At 42.3% G+C, this 24,509-nt stretch carries 16 protein-coding genes and 11 pseudogenes; 1 reads left to right on the top strand and 26 read right to left on the bottom strand.

Annotated elements, in window-relative coordinates:
* Positions 1-39 precede the first annotated feature (39 nt).
* From priA to gmk, 4 genes and pseudogenes are all read right to left on the bottom strand, one after another.
* Positions 40-2,388 carry a primosomal protein N' gene (gene priA / locus G4D76_RS13355; RefSeq protein ID WP_371814516.1) on the bottom strand — a complete coding sequence of 783 codons (2,349 nt, stop codon included), beginning with the start codon at positions 2,386-2,388 and terminating at the stop codon, positions 40-42.
* Positions 2,388-3,574 (bottom strand): annotated as a pseudogene (coaBC, locus tag G4D76_RS13350) (bifunctional phosphopantothenoylcysteine decarboxylase/phosphopantothenate--cysteine ligase CoaBC). The gene priA and the pseudogene coaBC overlap by 1 nt, the downstream one beginning before the upstream one ends.
* A gap of 57 nt (positions 3,575-3,631) precedes the next feature.
* Positions 3,632-3,825 (bottom strand): annotated as a pseudogene (rpoZ, locus tag G4D76_RS13345) (DNA-directed RNA polymerase subunit omega).
* A complete protein-coding gene (gene gmk / locus G4D76_RS13340) occupies positions 3,825-4,448 on the bottom strand; it encodes a guanylate kinase (protein WP_026858448.1) in 624 nt (207 codons plus the stop codon). The pseudogene rpoZ and the gene gmk overlap by 1 nt, the downstream one beginning before the upstream one ends.
* A 130-nt stretch (positions 4,449-4,578) precedes the next feature.
* On the opposite strand from gmk, the gene G4D76_RS13335 reads away from it, so the two are divergent.
* Complete coding sequence (locus tag G4D76_RS13335) at positions 4,579-6,201, top strand: Rqc2 family fibronectin-binding protein (RefSeq protein WP_250130012.1); 1,623 nt, start codon at positions 4,579-4,581, stop codon at positions 6,199-6,201.
* Between the two features lie 67 nt (positions 6,202-6,268).
* Here the strand turns inward: G4D76_RS13335 and G4D76_RS13330 are convergent, their stop codons facing one another.
* From G4D76_RS13330 to ftsA, 22 genes and pseudogenes are all read right to left on the bottom strand, one after another.
* Entirely contained in the window at positions 6,269-6,502 is a 234-nt protein-coding gene (locus tag G4D76_RS13330) for a hypothetical protein (protein WP_213810127.1), read from the bottom strand.
* Between the two features lie 269 nt (positions 6,503-6,771).
* Complete coding sequence (locus G4D76_RS17280) at positions 6,772-7,131, bottom strand: orotate phosphoribosyltransferase (RefSeq protein ID WP_371814515.1); 360 nt, start codon at positions 7,129-7,131, stop codon at positions 6,772-6,774.
* A gap of 1 nt (position 7,132) precedes the next feature.
* Positions 7,133-7,826 (bottom strand): annotated as a pseudogene (gene pyrF, locus G4D76_RS13320) (orotidine-5'-phosphate decarboxylase).
* Between the two features lies 1 nt (position 7,827).
* Positions 7,828-8,751: a dihydroorotate dehydrogenase gene (locus G4D76_RS13315; protein ID WP_213810126.1), complete on the bottom strand. Its 924-nt coding sequence runs from the start codon at positions 8,749-8,751 to the stop codon at positions 7,828-7,830.
* Positions 8,748-9,506 (bottom strand): dihydroorotate dehydrogenase electron transfer subunit, encoded by a 759-nt coding sequence (locus G4D76_RS13310; RefSeq protein WP_026858453.1) that lies wholly within the window; start codon positions 9,504-9,506, stop codon positions 8,748-8,750. The genes G4D76_RS13315 and G4D76_RS13310 overlap by 4 nt, the downstream gene beginning before the upstream one ends.
* 17 nt (positions 9,507-9,523) lie before the next feature.
* Positions 9,524-10,777 (bottom strand): dihydroorotase, encoded by a 1,254-nt coding sequence (locus tag G4D76_RS13305; protein ID WP_213810125.1) that lies wholly within the window; start codon positions 10,775-10,777, stop codon positions 9,524-9,526.
* Complete coding sequence (locus G4D76_RS13300; protein WP_213810124.1) at positions 10,743-11,666, bottom strand: aspartate carbamoyltransferase catalytic subunit; 924 nt, start codon at positions 11,664-11,666, stop codon at positions 10,743-10,745. The genes G4D76_RS13305 and G4D76_RS13300 overlap by 35 nt, the downstream gene beginning before the upstream one ends.
* Positions 11,667-12,973 (bottom strand): annotated as a pseudogene (locus G4D76_RS13295) (solute carrier family 23 protein). It abuts the gene before it with no gap.
* A gap of 19 nt (positions 12,974-12,992) precedes the next feature.
* Positions 12,993-13,513, bottom strand: a pseudogene (gene pyrR, locus G4D76_RS13290) (bifunctional pyr operon transcriptional regulator/uracil phosphoribosyltransferase PyrR).
* Positions 13,514-13,744: 231 nt separating this feature from the next.
* Positions 13,745-14,645, bottom strand: a pseudogene (locus G4D76_RS13285) (RluA family pseudouridine synthase).
* Positions 14,626-15,122: pseudogene (gene lspA, locus G4D76_RS13280) on the bottom strand (signal peptidase II). Before lspA ends, G4D76_RS13285 begins: the two co-directional pseudogenes overlap by 20 nt.
* Positions 15,119-17,835 (bottom strand): annotated as a pseudogene (ileS, locus tag G4D76_RS13275) (isoleucine--tRNA ligase). Before ileS ends, lspA begins: the two co-directional pseudogenes overlap by 4 nt.
* 237 nt (positions 17,836-18,072) lie before the next feature.
* Positions 18,073-18,525: pseudogene (locus tag G4D76_RS13270) on the bottom strand (DivIVA domain-containing protein); the annotation flags it as partial.
* A gap of 67 nt (positions 18,526-18,592) precedes the next feature.
* Positions 18,593-19,135 (bottom strand): YlmH/Sll1252 family protein, encoded by a 543-nt coding sequence (locus tag G4D76_RS13265; protein ID WP_250130011.1) that lies wholly within the window; start codon positions 19,133-19,135, stop codon positions 18,593-18,595.
* Positions 19,136-19,219: 84 nt separating this feature from the next.
* Positions 19,220-19,354 carry a hypothetical protein gene (locus tag G4D76_RS16305; RefSeq protein ID WP_256440499.1) on the bottom strand — a complete coding sequence of 45 codons (135 nt, stop codon included), beginning with the start codon at positions 19,352-19,354 and terminating at the stop codon, positions 19,220-19,222.
* 52 nt (positions 19,355-19,406) lie between these two features.
* Positions 19,407-19,712, bottom strand: coding sequence for a YggT family protein (locus G4D76_RS13260; protein WP_213810122.1), 306 nt, complete (start codon positions 19,710-19,712; stop codon positions 19,407-19,409).
* 11 nt (positions 19,713-19,723) lie between these two features.
* A complete protein-coding gene (gene sepF / locus G4D76_RS17275) occupies positions 19,724-19,864 on the bottom strand; it encodes a cell division protein SepF (RefSeq protein ID WP_371814514.1) in 141 nt (46 codons plus the stop codon).
* Complete coding sequence (gene sepF / locus G4D76_RS17270; RefSeq protein ID WP_371814513.1) at positions 19,852-20,199, bottom strand: cell division protein SepF; 348 nt, start codon at positions 20,197-20,199, stop codon at positions 19,852-19,854. Before sepF (G4D76_RS17270) ends, sepF (G4D76_RS17275) begins: the two co-directional genes overlap by 13 nt.
* A 102-nt stretch (positions 20,200-20,301) precedes the next feature.
* On the bottom strand, positions 20,302-20,931 hold the full coding sequence (locus G4D76_RS13250; RefSeq protein ID WP_156897171.1) for a YggS family pyridoxal phosphate-dependent enzyme: 630 nt from the start codon (positions 20,929-20,931) through the stop codon (positions 20,302-20,304).
* The gene (locus tag G4D76_RS13245; RefSeq protein ID WP_213810121.1) at positions 20,924-21,706 is read right to left on the bottom strand and encodes a purine nucleoside phosphorylase YfiH/LACC1 family protein; all 783 of its coding nucleotides are present in this window, start codon (positions 21,704-21,706) and stop codon (positions 20,924-20,926) included. Before G4D76_RS13245 ends, G4D76_RS13250 begins: the two co-directional genes overlap by 8 nt.
* Positions 21,707-22,011: 305 nt before the next feature.
* Positions 22,012-22,958, bottom strand: a pseudogene (gene ftsZ, locus G4D76_RS13240) (cell division protein FtsZ); the annotation flags it as partial.
* Positions 22,959-22,982: 24 nt separating this feature from the next.
* A pseudogene (gene ftsA / locus G4D76_RS13235) lies at positions 22,983-24,481 on the bottom strand (cell division protein FtsA).
* Positions 24,482-24,509: the final 28 nt, after the last annotated feature.

Raw genomic sequence — 24,509 nt, 5'->3', positions numbered from 1 at the left:
AAATCTCCTACATAATATATTGTGGATCGACATCGATTTTTAAAGACAATCCTGTCTTCTTATAAAGCTGTGTATATTTTGATCGAGAGCATCCAGTACATCTTTCAATGCCGGCTCCCGTTTATATTTAAGCAGAATCTGGAATCTGTTTTTATTTTTAATTCTTTCGATTGGACTTGGTGACGGACCGATAATAATACAGCTGTCACTCACGTTTTTAACCAGTGTATTGTGAATATCTGTCGTCGCATCAAGACAATCCTTAACACGCTCAGATGACACTGTAAACAATATATGAAAATAGAACGGAGAATACCGTGCAAATTTCCTGAACTGCATTTCTTTTTCATAGAACTCGGAATAATTATTATCCATTGCCAGTGTAATCGCGTAGTGCTCCGGATTATACGTCTGAAATATAACTTCCCCCGGAAGTTCGTGACGCCCGGCACGTCCGGCCACTTGTGTTAAGAGCTGGAAGGTCCGTTCATTCGCCCTGAAGTCCGGCAGATTTAACATCGTATCCGCGTTCAGCACTCCGACTAGCGTGACGTTCGGATAATCAAGACCTTTTGCGATCATCTGCGTACCGAGAAGTATCGGTGCTTTTCCATGCTCAAAACGGTTTAGCAGCTGTTCGTGCGCGCCTTTATGCTTTGTTGTATCGACATCCATTCTAATAATGTCAACGTTAAATGTATCCCGTAAAATCTCTTCAACTTTTTGTGTACCCGTTCCTCTGAACGTTACATCATTAGAGCCGCAGTCTGCACACTTTCTCGTTACCTGTTCTTCATAGCTGCAGTAATGGCATAAAAGGCTGCTGTTGTTTTTATGATACGTGAGTGAAATATCACAGTTCGGACAGTTCGGCACATGGCCGCAGTTCTGGCAGATCTGGAAGTTGGCGAAGCCTCTGCGGTTTAGCAGCAGCACTGTCTGTTCCCCTTTTTCCAGCCGGTCGTATATCGCAGCTTCCAGTTTCCTCGATAAAATTCCAGAGTTGCCGTCTTTATGTTCGTCACTCATATCAACAACTTCTGCTTTAGGCAAAGGCTGCATGCCCGGACGATGTGTGAGCTCAAAGCGCTTGTACACTTCCTTCGAGCTCCGCGCATACGATTCAAGCGAGGGTGTTGCAGATCCTAAAACGACAGGACAGTTATGGAAGTCCGCGCGTAATTTTGCCACTTCGGCTGCATGATACATCGGTCGTTCTGATTGTTTATAAGTCGTTTCATGCTCTTCATCGATAATAATAATACCAATATCTTTAAACGGTGCAAAAATAGATGAGCGTGCGCCGACTGATACCCGTGCGCGGCCGCTTTGGATTTTACGCCATTCATCGTACTTCTCACCATGCGACAATGCAGAGTGCAGTACGGCAACATCGTCGCCGAAACGAGCTTTAAATCTGTTGACCATTTGCGGTGTCAGCGCAATTTCTGGCACCAGCATAATTGCATCCTGGTCAGTATTAAGCGCTGTCTGTATTAGCTGTAAATAGACTTCGGTTTTTCCGCTGCCGGTAATACCATGCAAAAGAAATGTTTCATTGTCATTATTTAATACGGCATTATTAATATTGTTAAAAGCAGCAGCCTGCTCATCAGTTAATTCTTTTTCATAATCCGCTTCAAATATTCTCGATTCGTACGGGTCGCGTTCGACGACCATATCCAGTTTTTTTACGTACCCTTTTTTCTCAAGTTCACGAACAATTGCTTCTGAGTAGCCCTGTTCTTTCAGTACTTTAAGCAGTACCGGTTCATTGTAATCTTCAATGACCTGAAGTGCTTCAAACTGTTTCGGTGCACGTTCAAGCGGTGCTTTATTCAAATACAGTGATTGCACACCTTTTTGAACTTTTTTCCGGGTATGCTGTTTAATCTGAATATCCTCATAAATATCTCCAGACTCAATATAAGGCAGCAGTACTGCAAGATTTTTCGCAGATAAACTCTTCGTTTCGAGTTCACCGTTTGCAGCGTAGCTTTCATATATAAATTTAGCTTCACTTGATGCATCTTCATCAAGCATCAGCACTTTTTTCGATTTTGTTTTCAGTGCAACCGGCAGTATTGTTTCGATTACTGAAATATACGGCTCGATATAATAATTTGCCAACTTTTTTGCCAGCTCAACCAGTTCCTCTGTTAAGACCGGTTCAACATCCATCACTTTAACGATTTCCTTAACCTTACCTTCCGGTATATCAGTATTATCGTGAATGCTCATCACGTAAGCCTGTACATGTCTCGGGCCAAACGGCACGAAAACACGGTGACCGGCTTTAATGACGTTCGACAGGTGAGCAGGTATTTTATAATCGAACAGCCGGTTGACATCCTTACTGTTTACACCGACGATAACAGTAGCATACATCAGCGCATCACCCGTTCTGTGAGCGTATCTGCTATTTTTTCTGCGAGAAGTGTTTTAGCCATTTTAGGCAGCGGCACTTTACTGCCGTCCTTAAATATAATTGTAACTTCATTGTCATCGCTGTTCATGCCGATAGAAGTATCCGATACATCGTTCATTATAATCGCATCCGCTTTTTTAGACTCCAGTTTGCCGAGTGCATACGCTTCAACATTTTCTGTTTCTGCAGCAAAACCGACAACGTACATATCTTTGTTGTTATGACCGGCATATTTTAATATATCCTGTTTTCTACAAGTTCTATCGAAGGCACATTACCCTCTTGTTTTTTAATTTTTTGTCCGCTCTGTTCTTTAACAGTAAAGTCGGACACTGCTGCCGTAAAAACACCAATATCAGCAGCCATATGTTCTTTAACCACCTCGAACATTTCAGCTGTCGATTCAACATCAATACGCGTTACACCGGAAGGTACAGGCAGATTGGTCGGCCCGCTGACTAAGATTACTTCAGCTCCGCGTCTTTTAAAACTGTCTGCGATACTGTAGCCCATTTTTCCGCTCGAAAAATTAGAAAGGTAGCGAATCGGGTCAAGTCGTTCCCGTGTCGGACCTGCAGTAACTAAAACACGTTTTCCGCTGAGCTCTTTGTTTTCGTTCAGCATATCGTTAATTTTTTCCATAATATCTGGAACTGATGCAAGACGCCCCTTTGCATTATAACCGCACGCAAGAAAACCTGTTTCCGAATCGATAAACTCCACACCCTGGCCTCTCAGTTTGTCGATGTTTTCCTGAACTGACGGCTGATGCAGCATGTGCACATTCATTGCCGGTGCCATTAAAACGGGTTTCGTATTTGCAGCAAGCACATTTAAGAGCATATTATCGTAGATTCCGTTAGCAAACTTACCAATCGTATTCGCTGTTACCGGGACGACTGCGATAATGTCAGCCCACTCTCCGATATTAATATGTGCAATATTACTTGGGTCTTCTTCTAGAAAAGTATTTGTGTAGACGTGGTTTCTGCTGATTGCCTGAAAGGCGAGCGGAGTTACGAACTCCAGCGTGTTGTCTGTTAATACGACGCGGACTTCGTGCCCGGATTGAATGAGTTTACTCGTTAAATCAATCGCTTTATAACTTGCGATTCCTCCCGTCACACCGAGGACAATATTTGCCAAATTAATCACCTCTTCAAAAAAAGCTGACAATTTCTTGTCAGCATCATTATTTCTCTTTTATTTGTGTACAGTAACTTTGCCGGCTGCTATTTCTTCTAAAGAATAGCCGACGTTAGTTTTAGATACATATGAATCCAATATTAGATCTTCAGGATGTTCCTGCAATTGTCTTGCGCGTTTTGCCGCCATAGTAACTACAAGGTACTTTGAATCGACATTTTTTTAAGTTCATGACCAGCTGGGTATAACATTAATTATTTGCCTCCAGTAAAAGTTTTCTTAACTTATTTTCCACACGTGAGCGTTCCAGGTGACTCGCCTCAACAATACACTGAATTTTTTGACGCGCCGTATCAACATCGTCATTAATTACGACATAGTCGTATAAGTTCATTAAGCTGAGTTCACGTCTCGCTTCTTTAATACGGTAATTAATCACTTCTTGTGAATCTGTACCGCGACCGATTAAACGCTCTTCAAGCTGGGCCAGTGTCGGCGGAGCAAGGAAGATAAACAAAGCGTCCGGGAATTTTTCTCTGACCTGCTTTGCGCCTTCGACTTCAATTTCCAGAAACACGTCGTGTCCATCTGCAATTGTGTCTTTCACGTAATCTACTGGTGTGCCATAGTAATTTCCTACGTATTCAGCATACTCGATGAATTTATCCTGTTCAATTAACGTTTCAAATTCTTCGTGCGACTTGAAAAAGTAATCTATGCCATCACGTTCGCCTTCTCGTTTCTGTCTAGTTGTCATAGAAATTGAGTATTTAAAATTCGTCTCTGGGTGATCGAAAATGGCTTTGCGAACAGTGCCTTTCCCAACTCCCGAAGGCCCCGAGAGAACGATGAGCAATCCTTTATCAGATACCATAGAATGTAACCTTTCTAATTTTGATTACTTCTTAATGTACCATAGATTGCATAAAATTTCATCCTTAAAGCGGACATTAAATATACATTCATGATAAAATAATATGTAATCATTTTGAGGAGGATACGCCATGGCTTTTGACGGAAATTTTACGCACGCACTCGTAGATGAACTGCAATTTTTAGTGCGCGGTAAAATAAATAAAATTCAGCAGATGGATAATTCATCTCTTCTTTTAAAAATGCGCGCAGGCGGAAAAAATCATCAGCTGCTAATAAGCAGCCACCCGATGTATGCCCGCTTCCATTTAACAGAACATAAATATGAATTTCCATTTGATCCGCCGATGTTTTCACGCATTTTAAGAAAACATATCGAAGGCGGCTTTATTACTGAAATTAAACAGCTTGGCAATGACCGCCAGGTGCATATTCATATACGCGCAATTAACGATATCGGAGACGATATTGAACGCATATTAATACTTGAAATTATGGGACGCCATTCGAATATTATTTTAACAGATAAAGAGTATAAAATTATCGACGGCATTAAACATTTAACACCGAATAATAACGTGCGGACGATCATGCCGGGCTTTACTTACGAAGGACCGCCGACAGATAAAAAATTAAATCCAAGAACGGAAGCGCTCGAAGAACTGCCGAAATTTATCGATTTTAATTCAGGCAGACTGAAGAAGCAGATTTTAATGAACATCGAAGGATTCAGTCCGGTATTTATCGATGAAGTCGAATCACGTGTAAAATATTTCAATATCGATAATATCGTTCCTGCAATTAAAGAGACGCTTAAAGACAGTGACAATATTCAGGCAGTCTATTACGACTTGAAAAAGCCGGTATTTTACTTTACCCCGCTCACTCATTTAGGTGAACCGGATAAAGTCTACGGTAATCTCAGCCAGCTGCTGGACGACTATTACCACCGCCGTTACCAGATCAGTGCAATCCGCCAGAAATCGTCGGATTATCTGCAGGTGATTGAACGTGAACACGATAAAACAGTCCGTAAAATTACGAATCTAAAAGCCGATTTAAAAGAAGCGGCGGAAAAAGATAAATATCAGAAATACGGCGAGCTCATTACTGCGTATATGCATAACATTGGAAACTATCAGGAATCAGCAGTCGTGATGGATTACTATACAAATGAAAATATAGAAATTCCGCTCGATAAACAGCTCTCCCCTGCCGGTAATGCACAGCGCTATTACAATATGTACAACAAGTTGAAAAATCGTGAAAAAATTGCACAGGAACAGCTGCGCCTGGCACATATGGATGTCGAATACTTCAGCAATCTGCTGCATCAGATGGAAAATATTACAACAGCAGACGAAGTTGAAGAAGTCCGTCAGGAATTAATCGAACAGAAAATAATTAAAGAACGCAACAGAGGTAAAAAGAAAAAGAAAGTGAATAAAATTCAGCTGCACGAATTCGAAACGTCCGCTGGACTGCCTGTATTCGTCGGTAAAAACAACAAGCAGAACGACTATTTAACAAACCGAAAAGCACAGAACAATCATCTGTGGTTCCATACGAAAGACATACCGGGATCACACGTTGTCATTGCACATAACGCTGCAGAGATAACAGAAGACGATATCCTTGAAGCGGCAATGCTGGCAGCATTCCATTCTAAAGCCGGCCAGTCTGCAGGCGTACCCGTCGACTATACAGAAATCAAACACGTTAAAATATACCGGGAACTAAACCAGGATTTGTAACTTACAGTGAACAGTCGACAGTACTGGTTGATCCGGATGCCGAGAAAGTCAAAAAAATGAAGAAAGATTAATGAAGAGCGCCGGTGATTCGGCGCTTTTTGTGTTGTTTTTTGTTTTCGACCGCATGTGGGTGCTTCATCAGGTTGAATAGCAATTTTCGACCGCATGTGGGTGCTTCATCGAGTCGAGTATAAGTTTTCGACCGCATGTATCCGGAAATGCGTTCCACATTGGGACGATTAGCAGTTTTCACACCAACAAGCGGTAAAATCCACACAACAATCAAAAAAGGCAAATCCATTGATTTGCCGACCGCACCTTAATATTATTATAATCCATCTCTAAACTCACGCACATCGTCAGCACCGGCTGAATCCAGCACGCCGCGTTCTTCTGCTATTTCAAGCAGTGTATCTAAATCGCACAGTACCGAGTAAGCGCAGCCTGCTGATTCAAATTTTTGAACGGCACCTTTTATGCCGTAGGAAAATATTGCAACGACGCCTAATACTTCAGCGCCTTCTGCGCGCAGTACTTCTACTGCATTCAGGCTTGAGCCGCCTGTAGAGATTAAGTCGATGATACAACACGTTTTCCTTTAACTGCAGCACCCTCGATTTGGCGCGCCGTCCCGTGTGCTTTCTTGCTTCCGCGCACGTATGCTGACGGCTTAGCGAGACGGTCTGCAATCAGTGTTGCGTGGGGGATTCCGGCAGTTGCTGTGCCAACGATGACGTCGGTCTCCTCAAATTTACCAAGCTCTTCTATAAGCAGCTGTATCACTTTACGGTGTGCTTTAACATCACCGAGTATTTGTCTGTTATCACAATATATCGGAGATTTTATCCCGCTCGCCCATGTGAATGGCTCTTTTGGCGATAATTTAACCGCATCGATATCGAGCAGTGTATGTGCAACTGATGGATACATATTACTCGCCCTCCCATAATCGTTTAATTTCATGATACGCTGAAACAGGTTGATCACTTCTGTTATCGGCCGGCCGACGACGATATAATCCGAACCGAGCATTCTTGCCCTTTTCGGTGTGACAACACGGACCTGATCATTGTGCTTACTTTCCGACAAGCGGATGCCCGGTGTTACGGTTAAAAAGTCCGGTGAGATTTCATTATGTATCATACGGCTTTCAAGCGGCGATGATACAACGCCGTCGAGTCCTGCTTTATATGCCAGCTCCGCATAATGCAGCACGCTGTCAGTTAATGACAGCGGCGTTGATGTTCACGCTGCATCGTCTGTTCATCGACGCTCGTCAGCTGTGTAACTGCTATAATTTTACCCGCTGCATTTTCTTTTCTGAATGCTGCTGCTGCGCGTTGCATCATATCAAAACCGCCTGCTGCATGCACATTGACCATATCCACATTAAGCTTGCCGAGTACCGACATCGTTCGCTCCACAGTTGTAGGAATGTCATGTAATTTTAAGTCCAGAAAGACATCGTGGCCATATGCTTTTATGACGTCAATAATTGCCGGTCCGCTTTGCATATATAACTCCATGCCAATTTTAACGTACAGCTTCTCATCGAAGCCGGCGAGAAATTCTTTCGCCATTTCGTATGTACTGAAATCTAAAGCAATAATTGGTTTCGCTGTCATCTTATTTTCCTCCTGTTATGTTAAACGAACGTCCTTTAATATCGTGAATATGCGATAAATTCATGACTCTCACTTTTACATGCATATCTTCAATTAATTCCTTGCAAATATACGGATTCGTAAAGTTCATCGTACCGATTGCGACCGCATCAGCACCGACACTTATAAAATCAAGTACATCTTCAACAGTTGCAATACCACCCATACCGATAATCGGAATATCGGGCAATGCCTGTCTTACTTGATATACCATGTTTAAAGCGACGGGTTTAATTGCCGGTCCGCTTAAGCCGCCTGTCGTATTTGCCAGTATCGGTCTGCCGTTATTGTCAAGCCGCATACCGACAAGCGTATTGATCATCGTAATACCGTCTGCTGCTGACACACTTTTCGCCATATCAACTATATTAGTGACGTTCGGCGACAGTTTAACATAAATCGGTTTTGCACTTACTTCTTTAACCGATTCTGTTAACTTCCTTGCCGTCTCTGGATCTGTACCAAACTGAATACCGCCCTCTTTAACATTAGGACATGAGATATTTAATTCAAGTGCACTGACATTCGGCGCCTTGGAAATCTTTCTTGCCACCTCAACATAATCTTCAATTTTAGTCCCTGCAACATTCGCAATAATCGGCACATCAAACTGCTCAAGATACTTTAATTCATGTTCAATAATATGATCCACACCCGGATTCTGCAGGCCTATGGCATTCAGCATACCGCTCGATGTTTCAGCAACTCTTGGTGTTTTATTGCCCATTCGAAGCTCTTCTGTTGCAGCTTTAATCATAATTGCGCCGAGCTCTGATAAATCGTACAGCTTGGAAAACTCTTCACCGAAACTAAAACATCCGGACGCAGGCATAATCGGGTTCTTTAACTCCAGTCCCGGCAGCGATATATGTAATTTATCCGTCATAGCACAACCGCTCCTTTTTCAAATACAGGCCCGTCTGTACATATTTTAACCTGCTCGCCGGCTGTTGTTTCGCATACACATGCGTAACATACGCCGAAACCGCAGCCCATTCTTTCTTCCAGAGAAATAAATCCGTCCATCGGCATGGTGTTATCCAGTACTTTTAACATCACTTTCGGACCGCATGCATAAAACTTATCAAAATCAGTACCAATTTGCTGGATGACATCTGTCACAAACCCTTTTACGCCGTAGGTCCCGTCTGCCGTTGCAACTTGTGTCTCGCCAAACGTTTTAAATGCCTCTTCATAAAATACATCTTTTTTACTATTAAAGCCGAGTACGTGTGTTGTTTTGACGCCTCGCTTATTCAGCTGTTTTGTGAGTTCATATAACGGAGGCACCCCGATACCGCCGCCGACAATCAGCACATGTTCACCGGCTTCTGCCGTGTTAATATCGTAGCCGTTGCCTAGCGGCATCAGCACATCGACAGCTGCTCCTGTATTAATTTCAGCAAGCTTTTTAGTGCCTGGACCTTCTGCACGGAATGTAATCGTAATTTCACTTTTTTCAGCATCAATACTTGAAATTGATATCGGACGCCTTAAGACGTGTTCAGTCGATTTTGATACTCTGACGTGAACGAACTGTCCCGGACGGAGCGTATATTTTTTAAGCTCCGTCTTCAGCACAAGTTCATAAATATTGTCGGCAATTTCTGCTTTGGCTATTGCAGTTGCAAGTTGCAGCATGTCAGCACCCCTGTATTTTACTTATTGTCGTACACAATTTTACCGTCAGCAATAACGATATCACTCGTCAACTGCTCTCCATGGAACGGTGTGTTTTTTGATTTCGATAAAAAATCATTCTTATCCAGAGTATATTCACGGTTTAAATCAATCAGTGTCAAATCAGCCGCACGGCCAGCTGCTATTTTACCGCTGTCCAGTTTAAATACTTCACTCGGCTTTATAGTCATCCAGTCGACAAGCTGCTGCAGCGTAAACACACCTGTTTTAACGAGTTTCGTGTAGACGAGCTGGAAGGCATTTTCAATGCCGACGATACCGAACGGCGCTGTTTCAATACCAGCAGCTTTTTCATCTTCATGATGCGGCGCGTGGTCCGTTGCGATAAAGTCCAGAGTGCCGTCTAACAGTCCTTCAATCAGCGCTTCTCTGTCATCTGCACCGCGGAGCGGCGGATTCATTTTGAAGTTCGGGTCTTTTTCGGTTATATCATTTTCATCAAGTACTAAATGATGCGGTGTTACTTCTGCCGTTACTTTAATGCCGGCACGTTTAGCATCGCGAATGACCCGGACGCTTTCTTTTGTCGACACATGACAGACATGATAGTGGCAGTCTGCCGCTTCAGCGAGCAGTACGTCTCTCGCAATCTGAGTCGATTCTGTAATTGCCGGAATGCCTTTGACACCGAGCTTTTCACTCGTCTTGCCTGGGATTGCTCCGCCGTAAATTAATGTGTTTTCTTCAGTATGTGCAACGATTGCCATATCAACTTTTGCAGCAGCCTGCATTGCACGGTACATCATATCTGCACTCTGTACTCCTACACCGTCATCGGTAAAAGCAAATGCTCCCTCAGCTTTTAGAGCTTTAGAATCAACGAGTTTCTCACCTTTTAAACCGGTCGTAATCGACACATACGGCAGAACTTTAATCACTGCATCTTCTTTAATTTTATTATTTAAATCGCGGAGTATTTCAGGTGTATCAATAATTGGATTTGTATTAGGCATCGGACAGATTGTCGTAAAGCCGCCGCGTGCTGCAGCGTTAGTCCCCGATTTAATCGTTTCTTTATGTTCAAAACCGGGTTCTCTTAAGTGAACGTGTACATCGACAAGGCCTGGTGTTAATAACAGGCCGGTGCAGTCGATAATGTCCGTATCAGCATTAAGATTCTGTCCGAATTCAGCAATTTTACCGTCTTTAATTAAAACATCTGAGATTTCTTCTTTATTATTGAGTAACAGCGTAGCGTTTTTCAAAAGCATTGTTGTTGCTCCCTTCCCCATCAAGTACTGATTCTAATATACTCATACGCATAAACACGCCGTTTGTCATCTGTTCAAATATGACACTCTTTTCGCCCTCAACCACTTCGTCCGTAATTTCAACGTTGCGGTTTATCGGAGCAGGGTGCATGATCAGTGCGTCGGGCTTCATATTGTCCATGCGTTCTTTGTTCATGCCGTACAGCGCGTTATATTCTGCCTTCGGCATTTTTGAATATGCTTCGTGACGTTCATGCTGAACGCGGAGCAGCATTATTACATCTGAGATTTCAACTGCTTCATCGATTCCGATATACGGTATGTTCAGCGTGTTATCCTGTAATTCAACAGGTCCTGAGAAGTATACTTCCGCACCCATTTTAGTCAGCGCTTCTGCATTCGATTTTGCAACACGCGAATGTTTGATGTCACCGACAATTGCTATTTTAAGTCCGCATAATTGTCCTAAATTTTCATAAATTGTCATCATATCGAGAAGTGACTGTGTTGGATGTGAACCGCTGCCGTCACCGCCGTTTATAATCGGAATGTTGAGGTGTTCGAGTTCTTCATAATACTTATTATCCGGATGTCTCACTACTAGTGCATCTGCACCGATTGCTTCCAGTGTTTTGCATGTGTCGTAAAGTGATTCCCCTTTAGATACCGAACTTGTCGATACATCGAAGGGCAGGCGTTCAACGTTAAGTTTTTTCTCGGCCATTTCAAAACTGAGTTTTGTGCGCGTCGAGTTTTCATAAAACAGATTGACAACTGTTTTATCGTTTAGCTTCATAACCGGTCTGCCATTTTTAATGTCGATTGCTCTCGTAATTAACGCTTCGATTTCTTTCGGAGTGACATGTTCCATAGATAATAAGTTTTTCATTTATTTCGTCTCCCTCTTAGGTAAAATTAGATTTAGAATAATTCCTGCTACTGCAGCGAGTGCCATTCCTTCCAGGTTGAAGGGAATATTGCCTATCGTGAAGTCTAAATGCGCTTTACCGATCCCGATGACTAAAATCACAGAGGCGATAACCAGGTTGCGTTTGTTGTCAAAATCAATTCTAGCGTCGATCAGCATGCGGAGTCCGCTTGCTGCGATAATACCGAACAGGAGTATGGACACACCGCCCATAACCGGTGATGGAATGCTCTGAACCACTGCCGTAAACTTGCCGACAAAACCGAGTATCACTGCGAGCACCGCTGCCCCTCCGATTACCCAGACACTGAAGATTCTCGTGATGGCGAGCACCCCGATGTTTTCACCGTAAGTAGTTGTCGGCGGACCCCCGATTGTACTTGCAAACATCGTTGCGACACCGTCACCGATAATCGAGCGGTGAAGTCCTGGTTTCTTAAAGAAGTCGCGCCCGACTATTTTATTGATAACCATCTGGTGTCCGATATGCTCTGATATTGTGACAAAGACGATTGGCAGCATTACCATGAAGAGTCCAAGTTCATTGCCGGTGTATAATCCTGATAAGGAATGTACAGATCCGGCAGCACAAACCAGCCCGTAGTTTTAATTAGTTCAAGGTCTACTATGCCAAACAGCAGTGCTGTGGTGTAGCCTCCGACGATACCGATTAAAATCGGAATTAAACCGAGCACGCCTTTAAGGAAAATTGAAGCCAGTATTGTAATCGTGAGTGTTATCAGTGCAACTGTAATGTAGGTCATGCTGTAACCTTCCTGATTGCCTGAGTCCGTGTACATTGCCATATCTACAGCGACTGGGGCCAGCCCAAGGCCGATTACCATAATGACCGGTCCGACGACTATCGGCGGCAAGAGGCGGATAATCCATCCTGTTCCGGCGAGCCGGATAACCAGCCCGATCAGAACATACAGCACACCGCTGAAGAACAGCGCTGTCAGTACTTCTCCAAGTGTATTTGCGCCAAGTGCGATAATAATTGGAAGTATAAAGGCAAAACTTGAACCAAGGTATGCAGGAATCTGCCCCTTAGTAATTAAAATGTAAAGGAGTGTTCCGATTCCGCTTGCAATCAGTGCCGCACTTACCGGCAGGCCTGTCAGAAACGGCACCAGCACAGTTGCTCCGAACATTGCAAACAAATGCTGTGAGCTTAGCAGTAATCCTTGAAAAAATTTCGGTCTCTCATGTACATCGAGTTCAGGCTCTACTGAGCGTTCGTAAATCTCATCTTCAAACTTTGCCATCTTCCAATCTCCTTTTTATTTAAAGTATAGTAACGCTTGTTTCCTGATCGACTTCTTCTACTTTTACTGATACTTTTCTGTTTTCGATGTCGGAATGTTTTTGCCGACGTAATCAGGTCTGATTGGCAGTTCTCTGTGTCCTCTGTCAACGAGTATTGCGAGCGATATTGTTGTCGGTCTTGCTGTGTTCAATATTGCATCAATCGCCGCTCTTATTGTGCGTCCTGTTTCAAGTACATCATCGACGATGACCACGCTCATATTCGTAAAGTCTGTATCCACGACGACTGACTTGTCCGCCTTGATATCTTCCGGGCGGTCATCTCTGAAGCCGCTGATGTCAATCGTGCCGGTCGGCAGTTTCACACCTTCTATTTCTTCGATGCGTTCCTGAATGCGCAGTGCGAGGTGCTCACCGCGTGTTTTAATACCGAGCAGCACGATGTTTTCACTGCCTTTGTGTTTTTCCAGTATTTCGTGCGACATGCGGGTAACTGCCCGTTTAATCTGCTCACTGTCCATAATTGTTTTTGCTGCCATTGTTAATTCCTCCAGAATTTTTGCATAAAAAAATGCTCATGTCAGAAGACATGAGCATATAGTTATATATTTCGCACAGCGATTTTTACATAATCTGCCCATTCCGGCCCAGATTACTCATCATTGTGGCGTTCACGTCTTCTTAGCCTCACAGGACTAAAATTTAAAGACTTCGTATTCAATTGATTGAAATTATCATACCAATAGCGTTCATTTAAGTCAAGCTGTAATTTATTTTTCAGCCAGACGCATTTCATCGATTACGTCTGTGAAATATGCAGGAAGTTTTTTTAAACTCCATATACTTTTCAGTTTTCGGATGAGTAAAACCTAAAACACCGCATGCAGCAGCTGTCCACCGACTTCAAGCGTTTTTCTCGGTCCGTATTTTGGATCACCGGCAAGCGGATAGCCGATATATTTCATATGCACTCTGATCTGGTGCGTACGTCCTGTTTCAAGAACACATTCAACAAGTGTAAAGTTTTCGAAACGTTCAATGACGTTAAAGTGAGTGACCGCATCTTGCCGTCATCGACAACTGCCATATCCTGGCGTTCTTTCGGGTTACGGCCAATCGGCGCTTCTATCGTCCCGAGATTGTGCGGAATTACGCCGTGTACAAGAGCAGTATATTTTCTCGTTACTGACTTTTCAACGAGCTGTTCTACTAAATGACGATGTGCTACATCGTGTTTAGCGACCATCAGAAGTCTGATGTGTCTTTATCGATACGGTGAACGATACCCGGACGCAATTCACCGTTAATGCCTGACAGGTTGTCGAGCTGCCCCATCAGTCCATTAACCAGTGTGCCAGACGCGTGTCCTGCCGCCGGGTGAACGACCATGCCGCGATCTTTGTTAACGACTGCTACATCATCGTCTTCATAGACGATATCAAGATTTAAATTTTCAGGAACAATATCCGCTTCAACGTTTTCACGTTCAAGCAGTTTAATATTGTCGTCCTCTTTTACTTTATAATTCGGTTTTACCGTTTGGCCGTTTACTGTAATGTGACCCGATTTTACGCGATTTTGTATGTCTGTACGGGATGTATCGGGAACGATACTTGCGAGTACTGTATCCAGTCTTTCGCCTGCATTTTCTTCAGTTATAATTAAATTCATTTTCTTCTTTACCTCTTCCCGTTATAAATACTTCGATTAACAATATAATCACGCCGATTGTAAGGGCACTGTCTGCCACGTTAAAAATAGGGAAATCATACGTAAAAATCAGCACGTCGGCGAAATCCAAACTTCCTGGAATAACAGGCGGTCGATAAAGTTACCAAGCGCACCTGCCATCAGCAGTGTAATACCGAACTGCATTAATAGATTATTTTTTGCTTCAGTCTTATAAAAATATATTAAAAATATAAGCACAGCGACTGTGATGATGTAGAAAAATGTCATTCGTCCTTCAAACATTCCCCATGCAGCACCGCTGTTGCGGTGGGAAGTGATTTTAAAAAACTCCCCTAAGACTGGAATCGATTCCCCGAGTTCCATTCTTGTCGCTACTAAATACTTTGTCAGCTGATCTATTGCCAGTACGATTATTCCGAGGATTACCATCGGATATATTCTGTATTGTTTCATCACTTACTCTGCTCCACAACTTCTCGGCAGCGTGGACAAATATCATCTTCACCGTTAACTAATGCGTCAGCAGTTGAATAGTTCCAGCAGCGGTTACAGCGTTCGCCGTCAGCATGTTCAACTTTAACAGTAACAACGTCGTAAGCTGTACCGTCAGCGACTGTTTCAGCCACTTCAACCTGCGACACGATAAAGAACTGCTCAAGATTACCGCGGATATCATCCAAATTAAAGCCGGCTGTGTCAGTGTTACTTTTGCATCGAGTGATTTACCAATCACTTTTTCATTGCGGGCTTCTTCAAGCGCTTTATAAACGTCATCGCGGACAGTCATGAATTTCTGCCACTTCCCTACAAGTTCAGCATCCGTTTCTTCACGCTCTGGATAAAGCTCAAGGTGAACACTTTCCTTGTCAGTATGCGGTGTATGTTCGTAAATTTCTTCAGCAGTGTGTACTAACACAGGCGCAAGAATAAGATTTAATTCTCTAAGGATTTTGTACAATACTGTCTGCAGACTGCGTCTGATTGGTGCATCTTCTGATTCAATATAAAGAATGTCCTTGCCGTAATCGAGATAGAAGTTCGACAGATCGACGTTGATAAAGTTTGTACAGTCTGGTACATCGTTACATAGTCATAACGCTCGTATGCATCAAGCATAAATGTTTTCAGCTCGTTAAAACGGTTGTACATATTTATCAACTTCATATAAATCTTCGTATGCCACGTTATTTTCTGCCGGGTTAAAGTCGTTGACGTTACCGAGCAGGAATCTGAATGTGTTACGAATTTTGCGGTACACTTCCGACACTTGTTTTAAAATATCGTCAGATACACGAACATCCTCCTGGAAATCTGATGACATTACCCACAGACATATCAGCACCCATCTGCTGCATTACTTTTGTCGGCAGAATTACGTTACCGAGAGATTTAGACATTTTCTTGCCTTTCCGTCCATTACGAAACCGTGTGATAACAGTTCTTTGTAAGGCGAGTGGCTCTTGTTGCAACACTTGTAATTAGTGATGAGTTAAACCATCCGCGGTACTGATCCGAGCCTTCAAAGTAAAGGTCGGCAGGATACGTTAAGTTCTCTCTGTAATCCAGCACACCGCGGGTGTTGAACCTGAGTCAAACCAAACATCCATAATATCGGTTTCTTTCGTAAACTCTCCGTTAGGTGCACTTTCATGCGTGAAACCTTCCGGTAATAAGTCTTTAGCATCCCACTCAAACCAAATGTTTGAACCGTGCTCTTCAAACAGTGACGCGACATGTTCAAGCACATCAGCATCGATGATCTCCTCACCGTTTTCGTCCGTGGTAACGGCACACCCCATACACGCTGGCGTGAAATGACCCAGTCTCCGCGATTTTTGATCATATTGTACATGCGTTTACGGTTCCATTCAACCTGGAACTTCGTATCCATTAACGCATTTAAAATATCTTCACGAACGCCTTCAATCGATGCAAACCATTGCGGTGTTGCACGGAAGATTACAGGTTTCTTCGTACGCCAGTCATGCGGATACGAGTGAGTGTAAAATGACAGTTTTAATAATGCGCCGGCTTCTTTCAAATCATCTGAAATCACTTTGTTCGCATCATCGTAAAACAGTCCTTCATATTTCCCAGCCTCTTCAGTGAAAACACCTTTGTCATCAACAGGGCTTAACACGTCAAGACCATACTGCTGACCAACTTTAAAGTCATCGTCACCATGACCTGGAGCAGTATGAACAACGCCGGTACCGGCTTCAATCGTTACGTGGTCACCTAAAATCACTAAGCTTTCACGGTCGAATAACGGATGCTCTGCTGTAATATATTCAAGCTCCGAACCTTTAAATTCTTTCGTGCGTGTAATTTTTCTTTGTCGAACTCAACTTCACCGGCAAATTGATCAAGCAAATCTTCTGCTACGATAAACTCTTCACCTTCATAGTTAAACTGGACGTAGTTTAAGTTTTTGTGCACAGCAAGTGCAAGGTTTGATGGAATTGTCCACGGCGTTGTTGTCCAGATGACAAATTTAACGCCTTTGTCTACAACCTCTTGACCGTCTTTTACTTTAAATGATACGTAAATTGATGGTGATACTTTATCCTGGTATTCGAGCTCAGCTTCAGCGAGTGAAGATTCACTTGTCGGAGACCAGTAAATTGGTTTTTTACCTTTGTAAATTAAATCTTTTGCTACCATATCTTTTAAGACACGGACTTGTGATGCTTCAAATTCAGGTTTATAAGTCAGGTAAGGATTATCCCATTCACCATCGATACCCATGCGTTTAAAACCATCGCGCTGGATATCGATTTGCGAGTTCGCAAATTCAATACATTTGTTTCTGAATTCTTCAATAGACATCGATTTACGGTCGACACCTTTATTTGTCAATGCCTGTTCAATCGGCAGACCATGTGTATCCCAGCCGGGTACATATGGTGCGTAGAAGCCCTGCATCTGTTTGTTGCGGATAATCATGTCTTTGATGATTTTGTTCAAAGCGTGACCCATGTGCAGGTTACCGTTGGCATATGGCGGTCCGTCGTGAAGAATGAACGGTGTTACCTTCGTTTAATTTTAGTTTTTTATTGTAAAGATCGATGTCTTCCCAGTGCTGCTGCATTTTTGGTTCTTTGTTAACTAAACCGCCGCGCATTTTAAATGCTGTTTTCGGCATTAATAAAGTGTCTTTATAGTCCATAATGATTCTCCTTTTTTATAATAAAAAGACTCTAAGCATGTTAAGGGGCGAATGACCGCGGTACCACCCTTCTTGACTGCTTAGAGTCCACTTTGTTTACTTATTTTTTATAAATCATTAGTGATTTCAAAGCGTTCATCTTTGCCGGAGCTCTCACCATCCTCCGATCGCTGCATTCCAATGAAAGTTTGCGTGTCTAATAATACATATTAATTATGCTAAATATCTTACAATTCGTCAATGTAAATTTGCTTTTTCGGATTCGGTGCCGTCAAATTCAAGTAATCTTTCCCAGTCTTCAGTTTCCAGCAGGTCGAGCTGAGCCTGAACCAGCATTTTATAACGCGCTCTGAAGATTTTCGCCTGGCGTTTTAAATCCTCGTTATGCTGCATCATGTGATTTTCTTTCTGTCTGGCACGGCTGACGATTTGTTCGCCTTCTGTTTCAGCTTTTTGAATAATACTGTCTCCGTAATTCTGTGCGCGCTGTTTAATATCGTCGCCAGCTTTGGCTGCACTTAAAATAGCTTCCTGAATAGATGATTCTACACTTTTGAAGCTGTTCAGATTTTCCTCACGTTCGTTCAGCATTTCTTCAAGCTGTGAAATTCTTGCGTCTTTCTTCTCAAGTTCGTCAGCAACTTCTGTTAAATGCTGTCTTACGGCCTGTTCATCAAGACCTCGGTAGACTGTTGAAAACTTTTATTAGTTATTTCTCTCTTCTCAATCCGTTCACCTCAATTATCAGTTACTATCATTACTTCAAGTCTGTATTTTCCTTTTTCGTTTCTGCAATTTGTTCCGTTACGATAAAACGGCCAAATCCGCGTACCGAGATTATATCTCCAGTTTCTATTATAAACGAAGGCTCATCGACTATCGAATGATTCACTTTAACTTTTTCTTTTTCAACGCGTTCCTTCGACTTTGCTCTTCCCTCTTTTAAGACGAGTGAAACGATTGAGTCGAGACGGTAAGATGAACTGAGTATAGCAGCAGGCTTCATAGTCACGTTCGCGTCGATAAATTCCTGGTGAGGTATTTCCGTTAATTTCAGCGGTGCATTTTTAATTTTTGTCAGCTCTGTTTTAAACAGTTCTTTAAAAGGCTCAGTTACAGCGAATTGAATTTTATCACCGTTCACTATATCTCCAATAATCGACCGGTCGACACCGATACTCATAATTGCACCGAGAAGATTACGGTGTGACAAGGTTACAAATTTATCGGGATAGGACACTTCAAACACAGTAACTAGAAAATCATCCTGTGAAAACTCGAAGTATTCCGGCAGCAGCATTGCCCGGAGACGCTCACGTTTTGTTCTTGCCTCCGCCGTAATAATGTACCGTAATGTCCGGGTAATTTCCGCTTAAACTTTCAATCATCTTTGCTCCCGCGGATTTAAGAAATCCGTCAGCACGGCATAAAAATTATTTGATGCCTGCTCAAATTTACTATTCAATAAAGTCAGCATTTCCCGTTCTTCGGGCCTGAAATGCTGGTAAATATCTTTCATAAAATCACACCTTAATAAAGAATGGAGATATTGGCTGAACCAATATCTCCGTTTATGAAGCCCACATAATAAGGACTCTAAATATTTCATTCAAACCAAACTGGAACAGGTTGAAGATGATAATTAAATTATCGGGTGATAAATCCAGAACTCCGCCTAATGGCGGTATCATGCGTCTGAACGGTTCTAAGAGCGGTTCGTAAACCTTGCCTAGAAAATCGCCGAAAGCCGATTCGCGCAAGGCCGGCAGCCAAGAAGACAGAATGTAAATAATTAAGCCCCATGTAAATATCGGCCATGCAAAGTTAAAAAACTGATAGATGTAAATTAAAACTGTTACTATTAATGAATTATCCAAAATAACGCTCCTTACATTTCATCGAAAAACTCTTCTTTGTCAGAGATTTCACCCTCAACACCAAAGCTGTTTGGTGTACAAAGAAAAATATCCGCACCTACTTTTTGAATATCGCCTTCTAAAGCATAAACTGTTCCGCTTAAAAAGTCCACGATGCGCTTTTTTGGAACCGAATCAATTTTGTCAGATTAACCAGTGCCGCACGGTTGCTTTTCAGCTCATCGGCAATATCCTGCGTTTCCGCAAACACTCTTGGTTCAAATAAACATACTTTTGTATTCTGATCATTTACAGGCATTGTCCGATTCTCCCTGCTGGATTGATTATTATTTCTCTGTTCATGCTGTACTTTTTGCGCTTTTGGTGCTGCCGGTTTCGAAACCCCTTGTTTTGAACCGGTCACTTTTTTCTGGTTTTGTGCTGTCTTTTTAGGTACCGCCTCTTTTTGACGGCTATTCGGTTGTTTATTCGTATTCAGATTTGTCACTTTCGCCGGTGTTTTAGTGCTCTGTCTTAATATTATTAACAGGGACTTCCTCTTCGACGACAAATAAATTTTTTATAAACTAGTAATAGCCATATTTCTCACCTAACTCCCCATAATTTTACTGCCAATACGTATGTATGTTGCACCGTTTTTCACTGCACTCGGGTAATCATTGCTCATCCCCATGCTGAGTTCAGTTACATCAGGATAATTTTTTTCAACTTTTTCCTGCAGATTTTTTAGTCCGGTAAAAGTGTTCTCAATAACTGAACTATCTTCTGTATGAGGTGCCATAGTCATTAAACCGATGACTTTAACATATTTGTAATCTTTTAGTTTCAAAAGGAAATCTTCTACTTCCTCCGGCTGAAGACCATGCTTAGAATCTTCATCAGAAACATTTACCTGTATAAAACAGTTTACAACATGTTGCCCCGTCTGTTCAATTTTTTTCGCTACACTTTCACGCTCAAGTGAATGAAGGTAATGGAGGTCGTCAATAACTTCTTTTACTTTTCTCGACTGCATAGTACCGATAAAGTGCACTTCTGCATCTTCAGGCAGTGCTTTACGTTTTTCAATAAATCCTTCAATGCGGTTTTCGCCGAAATGTCTGACCCCTGCTTCATACGCCTCGAGTGTTTCTTCGACTGTATGATACTTAGTTACGGCAATAATGTTAACATCATCGCCGACTTCGTTTTTTATCTGTTCGTAGTTTTCTTTAATCATTATTATGCCTCCCTATAAAAGCCAGTGCCCGTCCGGTGTTACCCTGCTCCAAACGAAACGAGAAGAACTCATCTGCCTCTGTACCAATACTGGTTACACTAATGTGCTGCAACTTAATTCCCGCCTGGATTGCCTGGTGTTTATTAACATCTTTTAAATCGAGCTGCCATCCGGTGTCTGTCTGTTCATATGAACTTTCAGGAACCGGTGTGAGTGCGTCGATGACAGTATTATCCACTTCATAATACTCCTTGTTGATGCCGATACCGATAATGACTCGTAAGTTATCTTTACTGCCTTTGTAGCAGTTAATCAGTTTCTCTGTAATGTGTTCAGCTGTTCCTCTCCAGCCTGCATGTGCAAGACCGGTAAAATTATCGACCGTACTGTAAACGTATACAGGAATACAGTCAGCATAATTCATCGTTAAGAGCACACCGGTATCGTAAGTGTACAAGCCGTCTACATCATAAAGCTGATCACTGAGTGTTTTAATATTCGTACCGCCATCCGCTGTTGTCACTTCTTTAATATTACCGCCGTGTTTTTGTATCGGCAGTACCCATGACTCCGGAGGGAAATTAATTTCCTCTGCAAGCATTTCCTGATGAGCGTGAACATTTTTAATATCATCACCAATATAGAGTGCCATATTAAAACTCTGATTTGGATAAGGGCTGTGACCGCCTTGTCTGACAGTATAGCCAAACGTCAGCGATTCTGAAGTGCTGCCCGAGTAATGATTATGTAATTCAAATGAGTTATTATTATTCAAATTATCTCCCACCTATAAAATAAAGGAGATATTGGGTCGCCAATATCTCCGTTATATACAATGCACAAAATTTATCTTCTGCGTCTTTCTCTTCTCGAGCTGTTCCCTTTAAGGAAAGTCGGGACATCCGGCTCTTCCTGAGGTCTGCTGTCGAATTTATCCGGCTCACGTGTGAATCCGTCATCTTCAGCAATGTCTCTTGAATTGTATGCCGGAGGCTGGTTAAAGTTGCTGCCTCCGCCGCGTGACTGGTTTTGTTCAGGCTGCTCAGCAGGTCTGTCTGAAGAACGCTGAAGCGTTTTTTCATTAAAGCCTGTAGCGATTACAGTAATCACAATTTCGTCTTCAAGTTCAGGGTTAATAACAGTACCGAAGATCATATTAACATCTTCATCCGCTGCATCCTGAACGATATCCGCTGCTTCCTGCGCTTCGAACAGTGACAGTGATTCTCCGCCTGTGATGTTCATTAGAACACCCTGCGCGCCAACGATTGACGTTTCTAAGAGAGGACTTGAAATTGCTTTTTTAGCTGCTTCAACTGCACGGTTTTCGCCAGCTGAAATACCGATACCCATTAATGCAGAACCCTGGTTTTGCATAATAGTTTTAACGTCCGCAAAGTCAAGGTTAACTTCACCGCTTACAGCGATAAGGTCAGAAATACCTTGAACACCTTGACGTAATACGTTGTCAGCTTCTTTAAATGCTTCCATCATCGGTGTAGATTTATCTACGATATCTAATAAGCGATCATTTGGGATAATAATCAGAGTATCAACTGCTGCTTTCATCTGCTCAACACCTGCAGCAGCCTGAGTTTGTCTCTTTCTTCCTTCAAAACCGAATGGGCGTGTAACAACACCTACGTAAGTGCACCCATTTCTTTAGCAATTTTAGCAACGACAGGTGCTGCACCAGTACCTGTACCGCCGCCCATACCAGCTGTGACGAATACCATATCCGCACCCTGGATTGCATCTTCGATTTGTTCGCGTGATTCTTCTGCAGCTTTTTTACCGATATCCGGATTAGCTCCGGCACCTAATCCGCGTGTTAATTTTTCGCCGATTTGGATTCTTGACTCAGCTTTAGATAAGTTTAAAGCCTGTCCGTCAGTGTTGATTGCGATAAATTCAACATTAGACATTCCATCCTCGATCATACGGTTAACAGCATTATTACCGCCGCCGCCAACACCGATAACTTTTAACGTCGCCATGTGATTGAAACCTTGTTCAAATTCTAACATTAATCTTTCCTCCCAAATGTACTTCTACTCAAATAGATTTTTAAATATTTTTTTAACTTTACTGCCTAAATCGCCCTGCTCTTTCGGTTCTTTATCTATCCGTTCAGAGTTAGTCTCGGCGTCATCATAAGTGTAATCCTCGTATTCGTCATCGGCAGCTTCATTATCAGCCTGTGATTCCTCAATACTGTCTTCATCAGGATAATTATAATCATCTTCGTATGAACCTTCATCATGATTTTCATCCCGATTGACCTGAAGCTCATTCTCTTCTTTACGTTTTGCAAACAATCCTGTAAAGAAGTTTGCAGGCTGTGCTTCCTGTTCATCATTCACTGTATTTTGTGAATCTGTTTCTGGATAGTCATCATAATTATCAATTGTAACATATTCCAGTAACTCATCAAACATTATTCCGCTTGATAAAACTGAGATTGCGCTTGAGAATTCGGGTTTTCTCGCACCCATTTGATTTGGTATATGAACTCTTACTTTTTCAGCAACTAAATCCTGCATCAATTCTTTGATGCCGCGAATATTTGCAGTACCGCCTGTCAGAACGAAACCGCCCTGTACATTGTTAATGCCGTTCTTAGCGAGGTCTTCAAATACACTCATGAACATATCCTCGACAACGAGCTCGATGACATCAGCTAAGTCTTTTGAAGTCACTTCTGCCGGTTCACCCGAGTCATTTTGCTGAAGCATCATTTTTTCATCGTCGCTAGCAAGATCAAAAAATGCATGTCCGTACTGTTCTTTTGCCTGATCCGCTTCATCGTATGTAGTATTAAACTCATCGACTAAATCCAGCGTTATATCACGGCCGGCAAGACCTATGCTGTTAGCATATTTTAAAGATCCTCGTTCATAATAAGCAAACTGAGTTAAGTCAAGACCCATATCAATAACGACAGCACCAAGTTCAATCTCAGCATCTGTCAGTATGTGCTGATAGTTTACCGCATCTGAATAGACATCCAAAATAGTTAAACCTGCTGCTTCAACACATTTAACGATATTTATAAGCAGTGTGCGATTTGCAGAGACTACTCCCGCTTTAACTGCCAGACTTTCTTCTGCGATCATTTCTTTCGGATCATTTACTTCATGCAGACCGTCGACTAAGAAAGATACCGGGTAAACGCTGACTACTTCTTCTGGCCTGCCATATCTTCTATTCTTACATTTTCGAGCAGTTCTTCGATATGTTCGCCGTTAATTTCTGTCGCTTTCCCGCCGAAACGTATTGCGTCCTCTGTGAACTGAATGTGAGTATCCGCGATTGGAATTTTCACAAACACTTCTTCAATATCTACACCTGAAGCGATTTTCGCTTTTTTAATTGTATCTGTAATTGCATTTTTAGCCTGATCAAAATCGTTGATCATCCCTTTAGAAACCCCATCAGTGAAGGTCTGGCCGGTACCAATAACATTCACACCATTGTGAAATTTTTCCCCGACCACTACTTTGACACTAGACGAGCCGATATCAAGGGCAACATAATAATGTTCCTTCACCTTATTGCCTCCTACACAGCCATTTTCA

The organism is Jeotgalicoccus sp. WY2 (genome assembly GCF_018437745.1).
GTDB classification, from domain to species: Bacteria; Bacillota; Bacilli; order Staphylococcales; family Salinicoccaceae; genus Jeotgalicoccus; species Jeotgalicoccus psychrophilus.
This window is presented reverse-complemented; position numbering and strand designations above follow the sequence as displayed.

Coding starts and splice junctions, on each gene's coding strand:
- G4D76_RS17280 (WP_371814515.1), bottom strand. CDS start 7,131: ATGTATCCATCAGTTGCACATACACTGCTCGATATCGATGCGGTTAAA.
- G4D76_RS13305 (WP_213810125.1), bottom strand. CDS start 10,777: ATGCTTTTGAAAAACGCTACGCTGTTACTCAATAATAAAGAAGAAATC.
- G4D76_RS13310 (WP_026858453.1), bottom strand. CDS start 9,506: ATGCTGCAACTTGCAACTGCAATAGCCAAAGCAGAAATTGCCGACAAT.
- G4D76_RS16305 (WP_256440499.1), bottom strand. CDS start 19,354: ATGAAAGATATTTACCAGCATTTCAGGCCCGAAGAACGGGAAATGCTG.
- gmk (WP_026858448.1), bottom strand. CDS start 4,448: ATGGTATCTGATAAAGGATTGCTCATCGTTCTCTCGGGGCCTTCGGGA.
- G4D76_RS13250 (WP_156897171.1), bottom strand. CDS start 20,931: ATGATTAAAGAAAACTACGAACAGATAAAAAACGAAGTCGGCGATGAT.
- G4D76_RS13300 (WP_213810124.1), bottom strand. CDS start 11,666: ATGAAAAACTTATTATCTATGGAACATGTCACTCCGAAAGAAATCGAA.
- priA (WP_371814516.1), bottom strand. CDS start 2,388: ATGTATGCTACTGTTATCGTCGGTGTAAACAGTAAGGATGTCAACCGG.
- G4D76_RS13335 (WP_250130012.1), top strand. CDS start 4,579: ATGGCTTTTGACGGAAATTTTACGCACGCACTCGTAGATGAACTGCAA.
- G4D76_RS13265 (WP_250130011.1), bottom strand. CDS start 19,135: ATGCTGCTGCCGGAATACTTCGAGTTTTCACAGGATGATTTTCTAGTT.
- G4D76_RS13330 (WP_213810127.1), bottom strand. CDS start 6,502: ATGGATTTGCCTTTTTTGATTGTTGTGTGGATTTTACCGCTTGTTGGT.
- G4D76_RS13315 (WP_213810126.1), bottom strand. CDS start 8,751: ATGACGGATAAATTACATATATCGCTGCCGGGACTGGAGTTAAAGAAC.